15 protein-coding genes and 4 pseudogenes are annotated in these 21,781 nt (G+C 25.0%); 10 read left to right on the top strand and 9 right to left on the bottom strand.

The window, feature by feature from the left end:
* Positions 1 to 167: 167 nt before the first annotated feature.
* The 8 genes and pseudogenes from AAHM96_RS00400 to AAHM96_RS00360 form a co-directional block, all read left to right on the top strand.
* Positions 168 to 1,310: pseudogene (locus AAHM96_RS00400) on the top strand (IS256 family transposase); the annotation flags it as partial.
* Positions 1,311 to 1,437: 127 nt separating this feature from the next.
* A complete protein-coding gene (locus tag AAHM96_RS00395; RefSeq protein WP_342265776.1) occupies positions 1,438 to 2,415 on the top strand; it encodes an IS3 family transposase in 978 nt (325 codons plus the stop codon).
* A gap of 398 nt (positions 2,416 to 2,813) precedes the next feature.
* Positions 2,814 to 3,107, top strand: a complete 294-nt coding sequence (locus AAHM96_RS00390; RefSeq protein WP_342273259.1) for a hypothetical protein — start codon at positions 2,814 to 2,816, stop codon at positions 3,105 to 3,107.
* Between the two features lie 23 nt (positions 3,108 to 3,130).
* Positions 3,131 to 4,789 (top strand): DAK2 domain-containing protein, encoded by a 1,659-nt coding sequence (locus AAHM96_RS00385; protein WP_342273258.1) that lies wholly within the window; start codon positions 3,131 to 3,133, stop codon positions 4,787 to 4,789.
* Positions 4,790 to 4,842: 53 nt separating this feature from the next.
* Positions 4,843 to 5,658 (top strand): hypothetical protein, encoded by an 816-nt coding sequence (locus AAHM96_RS00380; RefSeq protein ID WP_342273257.1) that lies wholly within the window; start codon positions 4,843 to 4,845, stop codon positions 5,656 to 5,658.
* Between the two features lie 802 nt (positions 5,659 to 6,460).
* Positions 6,461 to 7,464 (top strand): annotated as a pseudogene (argF, locus tag AAHM96_RS08320) (ornithine carbamoyltransferase).
* Between the two features lie 204 nt (positions 7,465 to 7,668).
* Positions 7,669 to 8,307 (top strand): hypothetical protein, encoded by a 639-nt coding sequence (locus AAHM96_RS00365; RefSeq protein WP_342273254.1) that lies wholly within the window; start codon positions 7,669 to 7,671, stop codon positions 8,305 to 8,307.
* Between the two features lie 192 nt (positions 8,308 to 8,499).
* Entirely contained in the window at positions 8,500 to 9,738 is a 1,239-nt protein-coding gene (locus AAHM96_RS00360) for an IS256 family transposase (protein WP_342273672.1), read from the top strand.
* Positions 9,739 to 9,764: 26 nt separating this feature from the next.
* Here AAHM96_RS00360 and AAHM96_RS00355 read toward each other — a convergent pair whose 3' ends face one another.
* From AAHM96_RS00355 to AAHM96_RS00340, 4 genes and pseudogenes are all read right to left on the bottom strand, one after another.
* A complete protein-coding gene (locus AAHM96_RS00355; protein WP_342273253.1) occupies positions 9,765 to 10,538 on the bottom strand; it encodes a J domain-containing protein in 774 nt (257 codons plus the stop codon).
* A gap of 56 nt (positions 10,539 to 10,594) precedes the next feature.
* A complete protein-coding gene (locus tag AAHM96_RS00350; RefSeq protein WP_342273252.1) occupies positions 10,595 to 11,215 on the bottom strand; it encodes a hypothetical protein in 621 nt (206 codons plus the stop codon).
* 125 nt (positions 11,216 to 11,340) lie between these two features.
* Positions 11,341 to 11,604, bottom strand: a pseudogene (locus AAHM96_RS00345) (transposase); the annotation flags it as partial.
* A gap of 43 nt (positions 11,605 to 11,647) precedes the next feature.
* Entirely contained in the window at positions 11,648 to 12,625 is a 978-nt protein-coding gene (locus tag AAHM96_RS00340; RefSeq protein ID WP_342272797.1) for an IS3 family transposase, read from the bottom strand.
* Between the two features lie 292 nt (positions 12,626 to 12,917).
* Here AAHM96_RS00340 and AAHM96_RS00335 point away from each other — a divergent pair.
* Positions 12,918 to 13,706, top strand: a pseudogene (locus AAHM96_RS00335) (IS5 family transposase).
* Positions 13,707 to 13,794: 88 nt separating this feature from the next.
* Here AAHM96_RS00335 and AAHM96_RS00330 read toward each other — a convergent pair.
* Together AAHM96_RS00330 and AAHM96_RS00325 are read right to left on the bottom strand one after the other, a co-directional pair.
* Positions 13,795 to 15,219: an FtsX-like permease family protein gene (locus AAHM96_RS00330; RefSeq protein WP_342273251.1), complete on the bottom strand. Its 1,425-nt coding sequence runs from the start codon at positions 15,217 to 15,219 to the stop codon at positions 13,795 to 13,797.
* Positions 15,188 to 15,871, bottom strand: a complete 684-nt coding sequence (locus AAHM96_RS00325) for a hypothetical protein (RefSeq protein ID WP_342273250.1) — start codon at positions 15,869 to 15,871, stop codon at positions 15,188 to 15,190. Before AAHM96_RS00325 ends, AAHM96_RS00330 begins: the two co-directional genes overlap by 32 nt.
* A 111-nt stretch (positions 15,872 to 15,982) precedes the next feature.
* On the opposite strand from AAHM96_RS00325, the gene AAHM96_RS00320 reads away from it, so the two are divergent.
* Positions 15,983 to 16,960, top strand: a complete 978-nt coding sequence (locus tag AAHM96_RS00320) for an IS3 family transposase (RefSeq protein ID WP_342272762.1) — start codon at positions 15,983 to 15,985, stop codon at positions 16,958 to 16,960.
* 601 nt (positions 16,961 to 17,561) lie between these two features.
* Here AAHM96_RS00320 and AAHM96_RS00315 read toward each other — a convergent pair.
* The 3 genes from AAHM96_RS00315 to fusA form a co-directional block, all read right to left on the bottom strand.
* Entirely contained in the window at positions 17,562 to 18,209 is a 648-nt protein-coding gene (locus AAHM96_RS00315) for a nitroreductase family protein (RefSeq protein WP_338961659.1), read from the bottom strand.
* Positions 18,210 to 18,311: 102 nt separating this feature from the next.
* Complete coding sequence (gene tuf / locus AAHM96_RS00310) at positions 18,312 to 19,568, bottom strand: elongation factor Tu (RefSeq protein WP_338961656.1); 1,257 nt, start codon at positions 19,566 to 19,568, stop codon at positions 18,312 to 18,314.
* Between the two features lie 103 nt (positions 19,569 to 19,671).
* On the bottom strand, positions 19,672 to 21,774 hold the full coding sequence (fusA, locus tag AAHM96_RS00305) for an elongation factor G (protein ID WP_342273249.1): 2,103 nt from the start codon (positions 21,772 to 21,774) through the stop codon (positions 19,672 to 19,674).
* Between the last annotated feature and the right edge of the window lie 7 nt (positions 21,775 to 21,781).

The raw sequence follows: 21,781 nt of genomic DNA, 5'->3' as shown, positions 1-21,781 counted from the left end.
GTGCTTTTTTTTGTAAATTTTCTTCTGGTGTTATTTTTAAATTTCGCTTATAAATATTTGTATCTATTTTGTTGGAAATGTTTAGTAATCTGTGTAACTTACAAAAATAATTATGTTTAATTAATTCTAGTAAATATAATTAAATGACTAGAAAGAGTGAGTTACAGATGGCTAAAAAAGATAACTTTAATAATAATGATCCAATATCAAAAGCAGTAGATTTATTACTAGAAAATACTGAAGATTTAACAAGAGTTTTTAAACCTGGCGGTTTATATAAAGAATTAACAAAAAGATTAGTTGAAAAAATGTTGAATTCTGAAATGCAAAATTATTTAGGATATGAAAAAAATCAACATAGTACTACTGAAAATGCTCGTAATGGTACAAGTTCAAAAAAATTAATAACTCAACAAGGTAAAATTGAAATTGATGTACCAAGAGATCGCAATAGTAATTTTAATCCTGTAATAGTTCCTAAAAGGCAAAGAAGATTTGATGGTTTTGATCAACAAGTTCTTTCCTTGTATGCAAAAGGAATGACATTATCTGACATTAGAATGCAGTTGCAAGAGTTATATCATGGTGCTGATATTAGTGAAAGTGTTATTAGTCAAATTACTGATGATGTTATTGATGATATTAAAGCATGACAAAATCGACCATTAGAAAGTATTTATCCTATTGTTTATTTTGATTGTATAGTAGTTAAAGTACGACAAGATAAACGGATTATTAACAAATCAGTTTATATAGCTTTAGGAGTTGATTTAGAAGGCAAAAAAGATGTTTTAGGATTATGAATTAGTGAAAATGAAGGTTCTAAGTTTTGATTATCTAATTTCACAGAAATGAAAAATCGTGGCTTAAATGATATTCTTATTGCTTGTAGTGATAATTTAACAGGCATGTCAGAAGAAATACAATCAGTTTATCCTAAAACAGAACATCAATTATGCATTGTTCATCAAATTAGAAATAGTTTAAAATATGTTTCATACAAACATCGAAAAGGTCTAGTTGCAGATTTAAAACCAATTTATAGTGCATGTAGTGAAGAACAAGCAATGCAAGCTTTAGAATCGTTTGAAAGTAAATGAAATAAACAATATACTCAAATTACTAAATCTTGATATAAAAATTGAAATAATTTAATGGTTTTTATTAGTTATCCAGTAGAAATCAAAAGAGTGATTTATACTACAAATGCTATTGAATCTGTTAATAGTCAATTACGAAAAATCATCAGAAATAAAAAAGTTTTTCCTAATGATATGGCAGTTTTCAAAATATTTTACTTGGCAATTGAAAATAGCCACTTGCCACTTGCCACTTAGCCCTTTTTACTAGACCATTAATTTAAAAAACCTGAATGTATTCTAAAAACAATTGTGTTATATAATTAACACTAATTTTAACCTGAAAGGATTTTTATTAATGGATAAAATTAAACAAATAGCATTAGTAATTAACAAATTAAATATCAAAGAAAAAATTAAAATTATTGATGATTGTAAAAATCAATATTCAATTAGAAACCTATGTCAATATCTTCAATTAAACAGATCAACATATTACTTTTTAAAAAATAAACAAAAACCTATTAAAAAAGAAGAAAATCATATTATTAAATGCAATCATAAATATCAAAAAATATGCCAACTTTTAATCGAATTTCATTCTACAAGAAAAGGCAGAATTTATGGATATTTAAGAATTTTTTCAGCTTTTAAAGAGTGATTAAAACAAGAAAAAAATATCATTTTAAATATAGAATTATCAATAAAACAAATGCGAAAAATTATGAAAGAACACAATATTCAAGGATTAAAACAAACTAAAAATAACTATCCTAAAAACAAAAAAAATCCAAATAAGTGAATACCTACAATGGATAAAGTAAACAAAGATTATAAAAGTACAACCTCTTCAAATCAAATTTGATCAATGGACACTAAACAAATAAATACTAAAGAAGGATGATTATATCTTTTTGTAATTATTGATTTTTATTCAAATAATGTTGTTAGTTATAATATTGCTCCTAATAAATCATATCAGGATTTAATTCTTCCTGCTCTTGAAAAAATCAACAAACAATTTTCTTGAAATCAAGTAAAAAATGTTATTTTACATTCAGATAACGCCAACGAATTTTATTGTCAAGATATCACAAAATGAGCAGAGGATAAACAAATAATTTTAAGCAAAAAACAACCTTATGATATTGGTGGTAATGTATTATCTGAAAACTGATTTTCTCATTTATCTCAAGAATGACTACCTAAAGGATCAAATCAATATTTATCCATCAATGAAGCTATAAATGATGTAAATCAATATGTTATGTTTTATAATTATGAAAGAATACATTCTAAATTTCTAAAACCACCAATTTTACAAATTAAAATTTAGAATTTTATATCAAAAATGGTCCAGTAATTAAGGGCCAACCACCTATTAAGTCTGCTGGTTTGGATAAATTGGATAATATTTTAAAGAAAAAAGATAAACCTAAAAATAAAGATAAATAAGAATGATTATAGTCCCAGTGAACCTACTGGGACTATAATTTGGGTGAGCCACGTAGTGGCGAGGGACGAAGTCCCTATATACTTGATTGAAATATGTAATTAATTGAAATATGTAATTATTATATAGAAAAAACCATTATCAATATATAATATCTTTATCTTTAAGATTATTATTGTCTTGATATATTATATTAGGTATAATGTAAGAGACTATAAAAATTATAAGAGATTTTATTTTATATAAATTTAATTTATTATTAATATAATAGGGGTGATTATGTGGAAAAAGATAAAGATATTATGAACATTATTAAAAAAGCATTATCAGAAAGTATTTTATCTGTACCAGGTGTTGCCAATATTTATGAAAAAGATAATAATTATGGAATTAAAGTTAACAAGTCTGATTTAGGTTGAATTATTGATATTAATATAGTTTGTTTTTTTAATAATAATATTTGAAATATTATGAATCAAACTCAGAAAAATTTAAAATATATTGTTGAAAAGATTATTAAACATCAAGACTATATAGTACTTAAAATTTTTGTTCATGATTTAATTGAAGAATAAAAGAAAATATAAGGTGAAATTAAATGAAAAAAATTGATATTAAAACCTTAAAAGTTATGCTTATTAGCGGTGCTAATAATCTTTATAATCATCATTTTGAAGTTGATAAATTAAATGTTTTCCCCGTACCTGATGGTGATACTGGAACAAATATGAATTTAACAATGATGAATGGTATAAAAGAATTAAATGGCAAAGAATATGATAGTTTAAAAACATTTGCTACTACTTTTTCTCGTGGTTTAATGATGGGTGCGCGTGGTAATTCTGGAGTTATTTTATCTCAAATTTTTCGTGGTTTTTTTCAAACTATAAAAACAAAAGATTTAAAAAATGATTTCATTAGTAATGAGGATTTATTAAAATCTTGAAAAAGTGCACAAGATTATGCATATCGTGCAGTTATGAAACCAGTAGAAGGTACTATTCTTACTATTATTAAAGATGGTGCTAGTTATATTAATGAATTAGAAATAACAGGCAAAGATTCGCTTTATATTTTTGAAAAATTACTAGAAGGAATGAATGAATCGTTAAAAAGAACACCTGATTTATTGCCAATTTTAAAAAAAGTAGGAGTTGTTGATTCGGGTGGTGCTGGTTTAGTTTATATTGTTGAAGGTATGGTGTATGGTTTAAAGCATGGTAAAGCTATTTCACCAAAGAAAAAATTAGAACAACAAGATACAGCAAAATTAGAAATGGTTTTAAATCAAGAAAACTTTGGTTATTGTTCAGAAGTTATTGTAAAACTAAATAAAGTTAGTAAGTTAGATTTTAATTTAAGCAAAACACGAACTGATTTAGAAACAATGGATGGTCAATCAATAGTTTTAGTAGATGATGAAGATTTAATTAAAGTTCATGTTCATACTTTAAAACCGGGTCAAATTTTAAATTATTTTCAGAAATTTGGTGAAATTTTAAAAGTAAAAATTGAAAATATGACGGAACAGGCAAAAGCACATACACAAACTATTAAACCAATTCGTAAATTAAATAATAAATTTGCTTTAATTGCTGCTGTTCCCGGTAGAGGAATTGAAACCTTTTTTAGAGATGAATTAAAGGTTAATAATATTATTATGTATTCAAAAAGAATTAATCCATCAACAGATGACTTTTTAAAGGCAATTGAAATTGTCGATGCAAAAAATGTTTTTATTTTACCAAATGATAGTAATTTATTTTTAGCAGCAGAACAAGCAAGAAAATTAGAAAAAAAATCAAAAGTTTTTGTATTACCTGCTAAAAATATTGCTCAAGGTATGCGTGCTGCTTTAAATTTTAATCCTGAATTAAGTGCAAAAGAAAATAATAAAAATATATGAAGTGAAATTAAATATGCTGCTTTTGGTTATATAACAGTTGCTGATCGTGATGTTGAAATAGATGGTATTAAAATTGGAAAAAAACACTTTTTTTCTGCTGTTAGTTTTCGTAATAAAGATGGTAAAGAAAAAATTATTGCTTCAAATGAAAATTTATTTAATGTAATTAAAGTATTGTTTACTAAATTAATTTGAGATGGTGCAGAAATAATTACTATTTTTAAAGGTAAAGGTTATTCAAAAGATCAAATTAATTTTATGAAAAAAATTTTAGATGAAGATTATGATATTGAATATGAAATTGTTGATGGTGATCAAGAAGTTTATAACTTTCTTTTCGTGGTGGAATAATACTATGTTATAATATTGTAGACTCTATTCAAATAGTTAGAAAGGAGAAGATTATGACTAATTTATTATTATCCTCAGTTAATCCAAATGATCCAAAGACTTGATCAACTAGTTTAATTGTTTTAGCAAGCTTAGTGGCTATTATTGGTATAATTTTGTTTGTTGTTACTATGATTTGATTTTTCACTTGAATTAAGTATTCTTGATTCCATCTTGAAAATAGTGCTAATTTAACTGGTGGCGAGTTATCTCAAAAATATTTAAAAACATACGGTATTAATGCAAAAAGAATAAAATTTAAGGGATTTGGTAATATTAATAGTATTACTGTTGAACCTAGGTTTTTTTATTTAAGGCCATATTTATTTAATAATGGTAATTTTACTTTAAGATTATTACCATGAACTTATCACCGTCGTTCTATTTATACTTTAGCAATGGCAATGGAAAGTACTTGGGCAGTAAGTAGTTCAAATAGTAGTCGTTTTAATACTTTTTGATGAGATTTTTCTCGTAAAATAACATTATTTTTTGTTTTAATTCCTTTTGCACTTGCTATTCTATTTGCTCTTTCACCTGCTAATTCTTGAATTACTTTATCAGCAGCGAGTGCCAATATACTTTCAATTGTTTTATCAATTTTAGGTAGTATTTTATTAATTCTTTTTTCTTCAATGCAAATGATTTTTTATGCTAAATCAAGAAAAGAAATTTGTCAAAATCTTGTTGGTATTTTAAATGAAAAAGAAATACGTGCTATTAGTTGAATTTTCCAAATTAAGTTTATTTATTACTTGATTCGTATGATTTATGAAATATTACAACTTATTTTACGTATTGTGATGTATACACAGCAAAATGAGAAATAATAAAAATTTGTACCTATAATTTAGGTACAAATTTTAAATTTAAAATTATATTAAGTTTTATTGATAAAACATTATTTTCAAAACTTTTATAAAATATTCTATTTTAGTAAGTTTTAAAGTTTTGTTTTTTTAATTTTACATTTAATTACTAAACCAATATTTTTCATTTTCATTTATTATTGTATATTTAAAATTTTATTTTGATAGTTTTAAATTTTAAATATACAATAAAATACACTTATTAATTTAATATATATATATATATATTCATTAGTAATTTTTTGTATATGTATTGCAAAAATATAAAAAAAGGTTTTAAATGTTAACTATGAGAGAGAAAAAAGAATATTTTAAGTTAAGGAGAATACTGAATTCAAAGTAAGTCTGCTATTAATATATATTCAAAAATTAATAAATTAAAAATAGTTTTATTACTTGCTAAAATTTTTATCAGAAATGGTATTGGAGTATTTTATATTAAAAAGTTTGTTGTAACGAGTATTATCCAAGATAAAAAAATATGTTCTTACTTAATCAATCAAATTTTGAAAGAATGGAATTCTAAAAAAGAATATATTATTTCACTAGAAAAATATTTAAAACAACTTTCAGTTCAACAATTTATTAACAAAATAATTACTTGCTGTTAATAAATTTGAGTTAAAAATTAAATATAATAATACATATCCATGTTTATGAAATTACTAATTCTGAATTGTCATGTGGCCAGAGTGTTGCCCATATTGTATATCAATGTTAAATTAAATAAAGATATTAGGAACTGAAAGGAAGAAAACATATCATGGCTATTAATTTAAAAGGCAGAAATTTTATTTGTTTATTAGATTTTACTTCAGAAGAAATTTATTACTTATTAGAATTAGCTGCTACTTTAAAAATTGCAAAACAAAAAGGAATAGAAAAACAGCCGTTAAAAGGCTATAGTGTTGCTTTATTATATCGAAAAGATTCATTACGAACAAGAAGCGCGTTTGAAGTTGCTGCTTGTGATTTAGGAATGCATTCAACATATTTTGATCAAACTAGTAGTAAATTAGGAATTAAAGAATCAATTGTTGATACCGCTAAATTTCTTGGTAAAATTTATAATGGTATTCAATTTCGTGGATATAAACAAACTGATGTTGAAAAATTAGCTGAAAATGCCGGTGTTCCAATATGAAATGGCTTAACTGATTTATATCATCCAACACAAATGCTAGCCGATATTATGACAATTCAAGAGTGTAAAAAAATAAAGATGTTAAAGGTATTAAATTTGTTTATTTTGGAGATGCTCGTTTTAATATGGCTAATAGTTATATGATTATTAGTGCAAAATTAGGAATGAATTTAGTAATCTGTGCTAATAAAAATTTATGACCATATCCTCAACTATTAAAACAATGTCAAGAAATTGCTCAAGAAACGGGTGGCTCTATTATTTTAACAGAAGATTATAAAACAGCAAGTAAAGATGCTGACGTAGTTGCTACTGATGTTTGAACATCTGTATCTGAAGATAAAGTTTTATTAAAACAACGAATTAAAGAATTAATGCCATATCAAGTTAATAATGAAAAAATGAAAATTGCAAAATCAGATGTTATATTTTTACATTCTTTACCAATTTTTCATGATGGTAATAGACAAATTACTCAAGATATTGTTAAACAATATGGTGGAACAGGTGAATTAGAAGTTACTGATGAAGTATTTCGATCTTCTGCATCAAAGGTATTTCAACAATCAGAAAATTGTTTACATACTATTAAAGCTGTAATGTTAGCAACTTTGAAAGGATAATATATGAGATTATATTAAAAATGAAAAGAAGTTTTAATTATTTTATTATTTAATAAACTTATTTCCATTAATTAGTTTTTATTATTTTTATTTTAGAATATTAAATATATTAATTAATTGTTTATTAAAATATTAATGTTAGTTTTTATGTTAAGATATTAGTAATTAATTTTATTAACTCAAATTAAAAAATAGGAGTAAATTATGATAAGACAAGAAGGAATATCAGAAGATAGTAGACAACAATTAATATATAATTATCAAGGATTAAATATATGAAAAAAAGTGAGTATTATTGGTAGTGGGTTTTTGCTTAGTACAATACCAGGAATTGGTATAACATATTTATGTAATGAAAAAATTGTTAAAGCACTTGGTAGTAATGAAAATAAATTTTCATTACCAATTCGAATGCTAATGGGTGCTGTTACTAGTTCATTATTAGTATTATTTACTATGGGACCATTTGTACACAAAAAATTATTTCCTGAATGATATGAGAAGAGAGCAGAAGCAAGGTATATAAATAAAACTATTAGTGAAATTGAAAATTTAAGAAATGATTTTGTAAATATAAATAATAACTGAAATGAAAATAGTACAGTTAGCTTAATAGAAATATTAACAAAATTGAATAATAAAAAAGAAGAATTACAAAATAAAGAAAAACCATTAATGTTTCAATGAGAATTGGAAAGAATGGTAGATAACTTAATTATTGATGTTAATAATCAATTAATTAGATTTGATCCTATTTCAATTAGAGCAATTAATGATATGTTGGATAATTGAGATAATAATTCAGAATTGAATGATAGTAGTCAATCTTTAATTTATTATTAAAAATGTTATTCTTTTCTTAATTTAAAAGAATAACATTAGTTAATTTATTTAAAAGTTTTTATATGTTATATACTACTTTTTGTGCTAGTTTATTTTTTGGTAATGTTTAGTAATCTGTGTAACTTACAAAAATAACTATGTTTAATTAATTCTAGTAAATATAATTAAATGACTAGAAAGAGTGAGTTACAGATGGCTAAAAAGCAAAATATTAATAATAATGATCCAATATCAAAAGCAGTAGATTTATTATTAGAAAATACTGAAGATTTAACAACAGTTTTTAAAGAGAAAGGATTGTATAAAGAATTAACAAAAAGATTAGTAGAAAAAATGTTGAATTCTGAGATGCAAAATTATTTAGGATATGATAAGAATCAACATAGTAATAGTGACAATGCTCGTAATGGTATAAGTTCAAAAAAATTAATAACTCAACAAGGTAAAATTGAGATTGATGTACCACGAGATCGCAATAGTAATTTTAATCCTGTAATAGTTGCAAAAAGACAAAGAAGATTTGATGGTTTTGATCAACAAGTTCTTTCTTTATATGCAAAAGGTATGACATTATCTGACATTAGAATGCAGTTGCAAGAGTTATATCATGGTGCTGATATTAGTGAAAGTGTTATTAGCCAAATTACTGATGATGTTATTGATGATGTAAAAGCATGGCAAAATCGACCATTAGAAAGTGTCTATCCGATTGTTTATTTTGATTGCATAGTAGTGAAAGTACGACAAGATAAAAGGATTATTAATAAATCAGTTTATATAGCTTTAGGAGTTGATTTAGAAGGTAAAAAAGATGTTTTAGGTTTATGAATTAGTGAAAATGAAGGTGCTAAATTTTGATTAGCAAATTTAACAGAAATGAAAAATCGTGGCTTAAATGATATTCTTATTGCCTGCAGTGATAATTTAACAGGCATGTCAGAAGCAATACAATCAGTTTATCTTAAAACAGAACATCAATTATGCATAGTTCATCAAATTAGAAATAGTTTGAAATATGTCTCATATAAGCATAGAAAATCTCTAGTTGCAGATTTAAAACCAATTTATACTGCATGTAGTGAAGAACAAGCAATGCAGGCTTTAGAATCGTTTGAAAGTAAATGAAATAAACAATATCCTCAAATTGCTAAATCTTGATATAAAAATTGAGATAATTTAATGGTTTTTATTAGTTATCCAGTAGAAATCAAAAGAGTGATTTATACTACAAATGCTATTGAATCTGTAAATAGTCAATTACGAAAAGTCATCAGAAATAAAAAAGTTTTTCCAAATGATATGGCAGTTTTCAAAATATTTTACTTAGCAATTGAAAATATAACAAAAAAATGAACAATGCCCATTCAAAATTGAAATACAGCAATTGCTCATTTTATGATAAAATTTGAAGATAGAATTAATCTAAACTAGTACTTTGTAAAACAAAGATACACAGATTACATAAAAGCCTCTTTATTTCAATCTCTTATTGAATCTTTTTCTTCTAAATTAAATGAATTTATATATTTTTTCAAATCATCTTCTTTTGCAAATGATTCTTTAAGATCTTCTTGTAATAAGTTTTGCTCATTAATTAATATTTGCATATTAGTTTTTACTATATCATATTTTTCTTTTAAATTTTCTTTTTCCCTATTGGTTTTTATAAATTCATTTTTATTTTCACATAGTTCTTTTTCTGTTATTTTATTTCAATCATAAAAATCTAAAGTAATACATTTAATATAAAAATTAATTCTTGGATTTATTTTCTTTGTATTTAAATTAATAATAGATTTTCTTAATTTAGAACTTTTTGACTGTAAAGTTAAAAGTTCTTTTTCTAATTTCTTTAATTCTATTTTAAAATCAAGTATTTTAGGTAATAACTCAATATAATATTTTTTTATTTTTTGATCAATTTCTTTTTCAAATATCTTAAATTTTTGCTTAACTAAAATTTCTTCTTTTTGTTTATTTTGAAATGTTTCTTGTTCTGCTTGTTGTTTTTTTAAATTTTCTTTCCATATTTTATTAGTTTTTTCTTCATATTCTTTTTGTTTAACTAAAACATTACGCGCTTCACTTAATTTTTGAAAATTAATAGTTGCTTCTGGATTATTAGTATTTTTATCTGGATGTAATTTTAAAGATAAACGTCTAAAAGATGCATTAATTTCAGGAATTGTTGCACCAATAGATAAACCTAATAATTCATAATATTGTTCCATTTTTAGTTTTTTTCCTTTTTAATAAACACTACTATATTCATAAATAATGGTTATATTTATGGTAAGTTTTGTACACGATCATTTACTGGTGTTTGACTAGTTAATTCTAAAGCATTAATTTCTTGAACAAATTTAGAACAAGAAAATTCTTTATCTTGTGAAGTGTTTTTTATACTATTTTTTTTATCATTAATATTTTTTCATAATTCAGTTAATTTAATTAAATTATTTAACTTATCATTTATTTTTTTTCTTTCTAAACTAATATTTTCAAATATTATTTTTAAATCTTTTCGTTCATTAGTTTTTTCTTGTATTTCCTTTTTATTTTTATTTAGTTTTTTTCTATTCTTTTTATTTTTATTAACAGAACCACAACTAAGCATTCAAAAAATAAAATTTTTAAAATTGCCGATTTTTTGCTTTTCCAAAAAAACATTTTCTTCTAATAAACTAGTTATTTTAAAAATAGCATCAGTAATTACATCAATATAATTTGATAATATTATGGTTCTTTTTTCAACTTCTTTATCTAATACTTTAATTTTTTCATTAAATACTTGAATTTGTTCAATTGATAATGATTTAATATCATCTTCGGTAAGTAATTGAATTTGCTCATCTGTAAATATTTTAATTTGTAAATCTTGTTTATCCTTATTCTTATCTAATGGCATATTTTACTCCTTATTTAATAAGCATTTTTGTTAAGTTGTTTTTTAACTTCATTAATCATTTTTTCTAATTGATTAATTGCTTCTATTTGTTCTACAATTCCTTTTTTAGTTTCCTTAGAACCTGTTTAAAATCTTTTCAATAAAATTGAAATAAAGGCAAGAACAACCATTTGTAAGCTAGTATTTAATTTTTTTTCACAATTTTTTCATAATCTTCTGCATTTTTCTAATCATGCAAAACTTCGTTCTACAACTCATCTTTTTGGTAATACTACAAAAGAATGTAATTCATTACGTTTTATAACTTCAACATTTGCATTTATAATTGTTTTAATTTTAGAAGCAAATTTTTCACCAGTATAACCAGCATCTACTAGTATTTTTTGAACGGTGGTTGGCCCTTAATTACTGGACCATTTTTGATATAAAATTCTAAATTTTAATTTGTAAAATTGGTGGTTTTAGAAATTTAGAATGTATTCTTTCATAATTATAAAACATAACATATTGATTTACATCATTTATAGCTTCATTGATGGATAAATATTGATTTGATCCTTTAGGTAGTCATTCTTGAGATAAATGAGAAAATCAGTTTTCAGATAATACATTACCACCAATATCATAAGGTTGTTTTTTGCTTAAAATTATTTGTTTATCCTCTGCTCATTTTGTGATATCTTGACAATAAAATTCGTTGGCGTTATCTGAATGTAAAATAACATTTTTTATTTGATTTCAAGAAAATTGTTTGTTGATTTTTTCAAGAGCAGGAAGAATTAAATCCTGATATGATTTATTAGGAGCAATATTATAACTAACAACATTATTTGAATAAAAATCAATAATTACAAAAAGATATAATCATCCTTCTTTAGTATTTATTTGTTTAGTGTCCATTGATCAAATTTGATTTGAAGAGGTTGTACTTTTATAATCTTTGTTTACTTTATCCATTGTAGGTATTCACTTATTTGGATTTTTTTTGTTTTTAGGATAGTTATTTTTAGTTTGTTTTAATCCTTGAATATTGTGTTCTTTCATAATTTTTCGCATTTGTTTTATTGATAATTCTATATTTAAAATGATATTTTTTTCTTGTTTTAATCACTCTTTAAAAGCTGAAAAAATTCTTAAATATCCATAAATTCTGCCTTTTCTTGTAGAATGAAATTCGATTAAAAGTTGGCATATTTTTTGATATTTATGATTGCATTTAATAATATGATTTTCTTCTTTTTTAATAGGTTTTTGTTTATTTTTTAAAAAGTAATATGTTGATCTGTTTAATTGAAGATATTGACATAGGTTTCTAATTGAATATTGATTTTTACAATCATCAATAATTTTAATTTTTTCTTTGATATTTAATTTGTTAATTACTAATGCTATTTGTTTAATTTTATCCATTAATAAAAATCCTTTCAGGTTAAAATTAGTGTTAATTATATAACACAATTGTTTTTAGAATACATTCAGGTTTTTTAAATTAATGGTCTAGTAAAAAGGGCTAAGTGGCTGTTTTACTTTCTTGCTGTTCCATAAGTTCATCTCCTTTTTAACATAAAAACCCATTTGCTTTAAAATTAAAACAATGGGTTTAAAAACATTATAAATTCATTATATGCCTTTCTAAGAACCTGTTTAAAATCTTTTAGAGAATAGGATAAAATGATTATATATTTTAAAATAAGAGGTATATATGTGTAAAAATTATCCTAGTAATGTTAGCAAAGAGCAATTTGAAAATATAAAATCAATTTTAGAAAATACTAAAAAGAGAACTAAACCAAGAAGTTTAGATTTATATGAAGTATTTTGTGCAGTTTTATATGTATTAAAAAGTGGTTGCCAGTGAAGAATGTTACCAAAAAATTTTCCAAAATGACAAATTGTATATTATTATTTTCAAGCTTGAAGTAAAAATAATGATAAAGAACCTAGTGTATTACAATTAGTTTTAAAAAAAATTAGTCAAGGCATTTCGTATCAATAATGGTAGAAAAGAACAAACTAGTTTTTGTATAATTGATTCACAAAGTGTTAAAAATACAGATACTACTAAAAATAAAGGTTATGATGCTGGTAAAAAGATTTCAGGAATAAAGCGTCATATTGCTGTTGATTCTCAAGGTTTACCACATGCAATTTACATAACCACAGCAGAAAAAACAGATCGTAATAGTGCTATAATAATGATTGAAAATGAAAAAGAGAATCTTTCTGCAGTTCAAAAAATACTAGTAGATGCTGGTTATACTGGTGAAAAATTTGCTTCTAAAATTAAAACAATTATAAATGCAAATGTTGAAGTTATAAAACGTAATGAATTACATTCTTTTGTAGTATTACCAAAAAGATGAGTTGTAGAACGAAGTTTTGCATGATTAGAAAAATGCAGAAGATTATGAAAAAATTGTGAAAAAAATTAAATACTAGCTTACAAATGGTTGTTCTTGCCTTTATTTCAATTTTATTGAAAAGATTTTAAACAGGTTCTAAGTGAAAATCAATTAAAAACATAATAAACTTCCTTTTTTAAATTTTTACTAGAATAAAATTTTTATTAACTAATATCTTTACTCCATAAATGCTCATAACTTATATTTTCTAAAATTTAATAATCAAGTAATAATATAAGCACTAATATAAACAATAATATTAATACCAAAAGCTAATAAAAAATATCATCAACGAAAAATAATTGGATAAATAACATGACTAAAAGTAATTAACTGCTGTGCTAAAATATTAATCAATATTGGGGTAATAAAAATACTAAAAACTGAAAAAATTAAAATTAAAGGGACAACGATTATAATAAAATTGTAAGATACTTCCATAGTATTATATCCCAATACTTTTAAAATATTAATCAATATTCAATTATCACGAACTAAAATATTATTAACCAAAGTCATAATCATAAATGATAATATAATACTACAAATTGCAAAAAAACCAATAAGTAATTGAATACTTATTTCATTATTTTCTAATGCTGCTTTTTCATTACCAATTGGAACAATACCACTCAAAGAACTAACAAAACCACTAGAATTAATGTAGTCAGTATTCAAAATTTTAGTTAAATCAAGATTATAATTATTTTCAGTATTAATAAAAGTTAAGTAATGTCGTAACTCATTATCATTAAATTTACTCATTTTGGCATTATTAATTAATAATCCTGTATTTTCATTAATAGCACTATTTAAAAGTGATTGTGATACTAATAATGTTGATATTCCTAAATTCCTAAAGCCATCATAAATAATACCAATTAAATATTTTTTATTACCATTAAAATCAAAATATGGATATAAAATCGCTTTACCAATATTGTTACCATTACCAGTACTAGTATTGGATGCTAGGGCATTAGATGCTACAATCGGTAAAAAGGTAACATTTGGGCCATTAGTACTAGTAATATGCAATTGTTTTTTTATATTGTTAACATTTTTAGTAAATTCTTTATTTAATCAAAAATCAGAAGTGTTCATTGTATCACTGTTCATATTAATAAATTTTTTAAATTTACTATTAATTAAATTAGGTTTAATAAAATTATTACTATTTGCATTAATACGATAGATAGTTTGTCTTATTGTAACTTCATTACTAAAGCATGAATCATTAAAAGTTTGAGTTACACTATCATAAGTATTACCAATAGCATTATTATGACTAAAATCCAAATCATAAGAATATTCAATATTCAATTTAATAAAAGGTAACTCATTTTGTTCTTGATAAGGAATAATACCAAAGCTAATTAATAAATCATTATTATTACCACTTTCATTTGTTAAATAATTAATAATATTTATTTGTTTTGTTCACTGTTTTTTAAATGTTTGTGGTAATAAATTTCATGTTGTTGATTTTTCAAAATTTTTACGCATCTTTAATAAATCGCTACCCAAAATATATTTATTACGTAAATCGCGAATAACGGGTGCTGGATTATTAGGATTTATTAAATATGAATCAATAGGCATCTTGTAAATCTTGTTTAAGTGATACTCCTGATTCTATTTGTGAAACTGGAGCAATGTTATAAAGCAACTGCTTGTTATTATTAATAAAATTATTTTCAATGTCTTCATAATGATAACTATTTAAATAATTAAAATTAATTCCTTCAAATTGTAATGATAACATATCATTAACTAAACCACTAGCTGCAATTGAAAATAGCATTAATGTGGCAGCAAAAATACTAACTATACTAATGATAACTAATTTACCAAAACTACGCATGCTAATAGTTATTGCCAATTTATTATGATAACTAATATCACCAATAACTTTAACACTAATAAAATTAAAAATTTTGCTAATATTTAAATGATGATATTTTTTAAAATTTTTACTACTAATTAAGTCAAGTGGTTTTTTTTGTAAAAATAAATAAACTATAAAAAAACTAATAATTACTAATAACAATAAAGGAACAGTTACCACAATAATTGTCATATGCACATTTATATATCATCCATAGTTAATTAACGCTAAATACAAGTTATGACTATTAATAAGAATATGACTAATAAATACTGATATTAAAACACCAATAATAGCAAAAATAAATAAAGGTCAAATAATAGCTAAAACCAAAGAAATTGTTAATTGCCACTTGCCACTTGCCACTTGCCACTTAGCCCTTTTTACTAGACCATTAATTTAAAAAACCTGAATGTATTCTAAAAACAATTGTGTTATATAATTAACACTAATTTTAACCTGAAAGGATTTTTATTAATGGATAAAATTAAACAAATAGCATTAGTAATTAACAAATTAAATATCAAAGAAAAAATTAAAATTATTGATGATTGTAAAAATCAATATTCAATTAGAAACCTATGTCAATATCTTCAATTAAACAGATCAACATATTACTTTTTAAAAAATAAACAAAAACCTATTAAAAAAGAAGAAAATCATATTATTAAATGCAATCATAAATATCAAAAAATATGCCAACTTTTAATCGAATTTCATTCTACAAGAAAAGGCAGAATTTATGGATATTTAAGAATTTTTTCAGCTTTTAAAGAGTGATTAAAACAAGAAAAAAATATCATTTTAAATATAGAATTATCAATAAAACAAATGCGAAAAATTATGAAAGAACACAATATTCAAGGATTAAAACAAACTAAAAATAACTATCCTAAAAACAAAAAAAATCCAAATAAGTGAATACCTACAATGGATAAAGTAAACAAAGATTATAAAAGTACAACCTCTTCAAATCAAATTTGATCAATGGACACTAAACAAATAAATACTAAAGAAGGATGATTATATCTTTTTGTAATTATTGATTTTTATTCAAATAATGTTGTTAGTTATAATATTGCTCCTAATAAATCATATCAGGATTTAATTCTTCCTGCTCTTGAAAAAATCAACAAACAATTTTCTTGAAATCAAATAAAAAATGTTATTTTACATTCAGATAACGCCAACGAATTTTATTGTCACGATATCACAAAATGAGCAGAGGATAAACAAATAATTTTAAGCAAAAAACAACCTTATGATATTGGTGGTAATGTATTATCTGAAAACTGATTTTCTCATTTATCTCAAGAATGACTACCTAAAGGATCAAATCAATATTTATCCATCAATGAAGCTATAAATGATGTAAATCAATATGTTATGTTTTATAATTATGAAAGAATACATTCTAAATTTCTAAAACCACCAATTTTACAAATTAAAATTTAGAATTTTATATCAAAAATGGTCCAGTAATTAAGGGCCAACCACCATATAACAAAAAAATGAACAATGCCCATTCAAAATTGAAATACAGCAATTGCTCATTTTATGATAAAATTTGAAGATAGAATTAATCTAAACTAGTACTTTGTAAAACAAAGATACACAGATTACATAAAAGCCTCTTTAATTCTTCCTGCTCTTGAAAAAATCAACAAACAATTTTCTTGAAATCAAGTAAAAAATGTTATTTTACATTCAGATAACGCCAACGAATTTTATTGTCACGATATCACAAAATGAGCAGAGGATAAACAAATAATTTTAAGCAAAAAACAACCTTATGATATTGGTGGTAATGTATTATCTGAAAACTGATTTTCTCATTTATCTCAAGAATGACTACCTAAAGGATCAAATCAATATTTATCCATCAATGAAGCTATAAATGATGTAAATCAATATGTTATGTTTTATAATTATGAAAGAATACATTCTAAATTTCTAAAACCACCAATTTTACAAATTAAAATTTAGAATTTTATATCAAAAATGGTCCAGTAATTAAGGGCCAACCACCAACCACCCAATACCTTTTCTAATACATTTATTTGATAAGCGTACTGATTTCACTAACTTCATTTTTAATAATTTTAGTTTTTGATGGATAACCATAACCAGCAGACACTAAAATTGTAACATGATACTTATTAGGTTCAATAATCTTATTTGATTCTAAGTAAGTTAATAATTGTTGTTCATTAAAACCACCTAATACAACATTATCAATTTCATGAGCAGTTAATAATAATAAAAGGTTTTGTAATAAAATAAAAGTTTGACATTGTGCCCAATGATTTATTTGTGTTTTTTTGTCATGATCAAAGAAATTATTAAATGTTGATTTATAAATTTCGTATTGTGGTTTTGTTAAATTACGTCTTTTCATAACAGTATCAACAAATCATTGATTACTAGTATTGAAATTTTCACCACTATAACTTAATAAAATAAATAAATGTGAACAAGTACTAACTTGTTGTTGATTATTTATGATTGGTTGCAATTGTGCTTTAATTTTAGAATTACTAATAACTAAAATTTTTCATGGTTCTAAACCATATGAAGATGGGGTATGACGCACATAGTTAAGAATATCGTTAATTTTACTATCACTAATAACTTTACTAGGATCATAATTACGAATTGATTTACGATTTAAAATTAGACTTTCCAGTTCTTTAACATAAGGCATTGATTTATCATCTCTTTTCTATAAATTAATTTTACTACTAAAATATTTTTAATCAAAAATCTTTATTCTCTTTTGAGAATAAAGATTTTTGATTTAATGTGATTATTCAATAACCTCAGTAACTTGTCCGGCTCCAACAGTTCTTCCGCCTTCACGGATTGAGAATTGAGTACCTTTCTCAAGGGCAACTGGGTGAATTAATTCAACAGTAATAGTAACGTTATCACCTGGCATAATTAATTCCGATTTTTCACCTTTATTAATAAAGTTTCCCATACTTCCTGTAACATCAGTTGTACGGAAATAAAATTGTGGTCGATATCCCGGATTAAATGAAGTATGACGTCCACCTTCTTCTTTAGTTAGAATATAAACTTCACCTTTAAATTTAGTATGTGGAGTAACTGATCCTGGTTTAGCAATAACTTGTCCACGTTGAATATCTTCACGTTTAACTCCACGTAATAATACTCCAACGTTATCACCAGCTTGTGCTTCATCTAATAATTTTCTGAACATTTCAATACCAGTAACAACAACTTTTTTAAGACCTTTGTTAATACCAATAATATCAATTTCATCATTAACTTTTAAAGTTCCACGTTCAATTCTTCCAGTAGCTACTGTTCCACGTCCAGTAATAGTGAAAACATCTTCAACAGCTAATAATACTGGTTTATCAACTTCTCTTTTTGGTGTTGGAATTCATTCATCCATTGCTGTTAATAATTCTTTAATTTTTGCTTCTCATTCTTTTTTACCATCTAATGCTCCTCTTGCAGAACCACGAATAATTGGTGTATCATCACCTTCAAATTCATACTTAGTTAGTAATTCACGAATTTCCATTTCAACAAGTTCTAATACGTCATCGTCTACACTTTCCATATCACACTTATTTAAGAATACAACAATTTTTTTAACTCCAACTTGACGTGCCAATAGAATGTGTTCACGTGTTTGTGGCATTGGACCATCAGTTGCAGAAACAACTAACACTGAACCATCCATTTGAGCTGCACCTGTAATCATATTTTTAATGTAGTCAGCGTGACCTGGACAGTCAACGTGTGCATAGTGACGAGTTGGTGTTTCATATTCAACGTGAGCTGTATTAATAGTAATACCACGTGCTTTTTCTTCTGGAGCAGCATCGATAGAAGCATAGTCCTTAAACATACCTTTATATCCATCTGCTTCATGTTTTGAACAATAACTAGTAATTGCAGCAGTTAATGTTGTTTTTCCGTGATCAACGTGACCAATTGTTCCAACATTAACGTGCGGTTTTGTACGTTCAAATTTTTGTTTTGGGCCTGTTGATACAGGCTTTGATTTTTTTACTTCTTTTTCTGCCATTTTTGTTTCCTCCCTGGAAATAATTAATACTTATTTTTATTTAATTAAATTAAACACTAAGATAATTTTAAAGTAAAGTTATTATACTTTCAATTAAATTATTTTATTTTTTAGTAATTCTTCCTTTTTGATATTTACCAGCAACTGCTTCAGCAACTGATTTTGGTGCTTCTTCATAGTGTGAAAAAGACATTGTATATGTTCCGCGTCCTTGGGTCATTGAACGTAATTCAGTAGCATAACCAAACATTTCAGATAAAGGCACTTTAGCTTTAACAACTTTACTATTACCACGCATTTCATCTGCTTCGATAGTACCTCTTTTACCAGAAATTTTACCAACAATAGAACCATAATATTCATCTGGAATAATAACTTCAACATTCATAATTGGTTCTAATAATACTGGTTTTAATAAATCTTTATTATCTTGTAAAGATTTAGAAGCTGCAATATTAAAGGCACGTTCTGAAGAGTCAACAGGGTGGAATGAACCATCATATAATGTTGCTTTAACGTCAATAACTGGATATCCTGCAATTAAACCATTAGCTAATGATTCAATTAATCCTTCTTGTACTGGTTTAATGTATTCACGTGGCACTTTACCACCAACAATTTTATCAACAAACTCGAATCCTTTATCTGGATTTGGTTCAAATTTAATAATAACATGTCCATATTGGCCGCGACCACCTGATTGATGAATATATTTACCCTCAGCGCGTTCACAAACTGCTTTAATTGTTTCACGATAAGCAACTTGTGGATTTCCAATGTTAGTTGCTACTTTAAATTCACGTTTTAAACGATCAGTTAAGATGTCTAAATGCAGTTCTCCCATTCCTGAAATAATTGTCTGTCCTGTTTCTTTGTCTGATGAAACACGGAATGTTGGATCTTCTTCTGCAAGTTTTTGTAAACCTAAACTCATTTTTTCTTGATCAGCTTTTGTTTTAGGTTCAAGCGCTAATGAAATAACTGGTTCTGGAAATACCATTTTTTCTAAAATAACTTCATGTTTTTCATCACATAATGTATCACCAGTAGTTGTATCTTTTAAACCAACAATAGCAGCAATGTCACCAGCATAAACCTTTTTAATTTCGGCACGACTATTGGCATGCATTTGTAAAATTCTACCAACACGCTCTTTTTTTTCTTTAGTTGAGTTTAATACATAACTACCAGATTCTAATGTTCCCGAATATACTCTAAAAAAAGTTAATCTTCCAACAAAAGGGTCAGTCATGATCTTAAATGCTAACGCTGAGAAAGGTTCTTCATCACTAGAATGACGTTCTACTTCTTTTGATGAAACAGGTAATATTCCTTTAATTGCAGGTACATCTAATGGTGAAGGCAAGTAATCAATAACTGCATCTAACATTAATTTAACACCTTTATTTTTAAAGGCACTACCACATAATACTGGGAAAAACTCAGCAGCAATTGTTGCTTTACGAATTACTGTCTTAATTTCAGCAACAGTTACTTCTCCTTCAGCATATTTCATAAAGAAATCATCATCAAAGTGAGAAAGTGCTTCTAATAATTCCTCACGTCTACTTGCAATAACATCTTTAAGTTCTTCAGAAATTGCAATTTCTTTATAATCCTCATTTGGTTTACCATCAAAATGGTATGCTTTCATCTCAATTATATCAATAATTCCATCAAAAGCATCTTCTGCACCAATTGGTCATTGAATTGCATGAGCATTAGCACCAAGACGATCTTTTAATGTTTGAATTGAATGAGCAAAGTCAGCCCCAATTTTATCCATTTTATTTGCAAAAACAATTCTTGGTACATTATACCTAGTTGCTTGATTTCAAACAGTTTCGGTTTGTGGTTCAACTCCAGTTTGCGCGTCTAATACAGCAACTGCTCCGTCTAAAACTCTTAATGAGCGTTCAACTTCAACAGTAAAATCAACGTGACCCGGAGTATCAATAATATTTATTCGATTATTTCTTCAAACAGCAGTTGTTGCAGCTGAAGTAATAGTAATACCACGTTCTTGTTCTTGTTCCATTCAGTCCATAGTTGCGGCACCTTCATGTACCTCACCAATTTTATGAATTTTACCAGTATGATATAAAACTCTTTCTGTTGTTGTAGTTTTACCAGCATCAATATGAGCCATAATTCCAATATTTCTAGTATTTGCTAGTGAATATTCTCGACCTGATTTTTCTGCCATTTTCTCT

This window comes from Spiroplasma endosymbiont of Acasis viretata (assembly GCF_964031275.1).
Lineage (GTDB): Bacteria > Bacillota_I > Bacilli_A > Mycoplasmatales > VBWQ01 > Spiroplasma_E > Spiroplasma_E ixodetis_A.
This window is presented reverse-complemented; position numbering and strand designations above follow the sequence as displayed.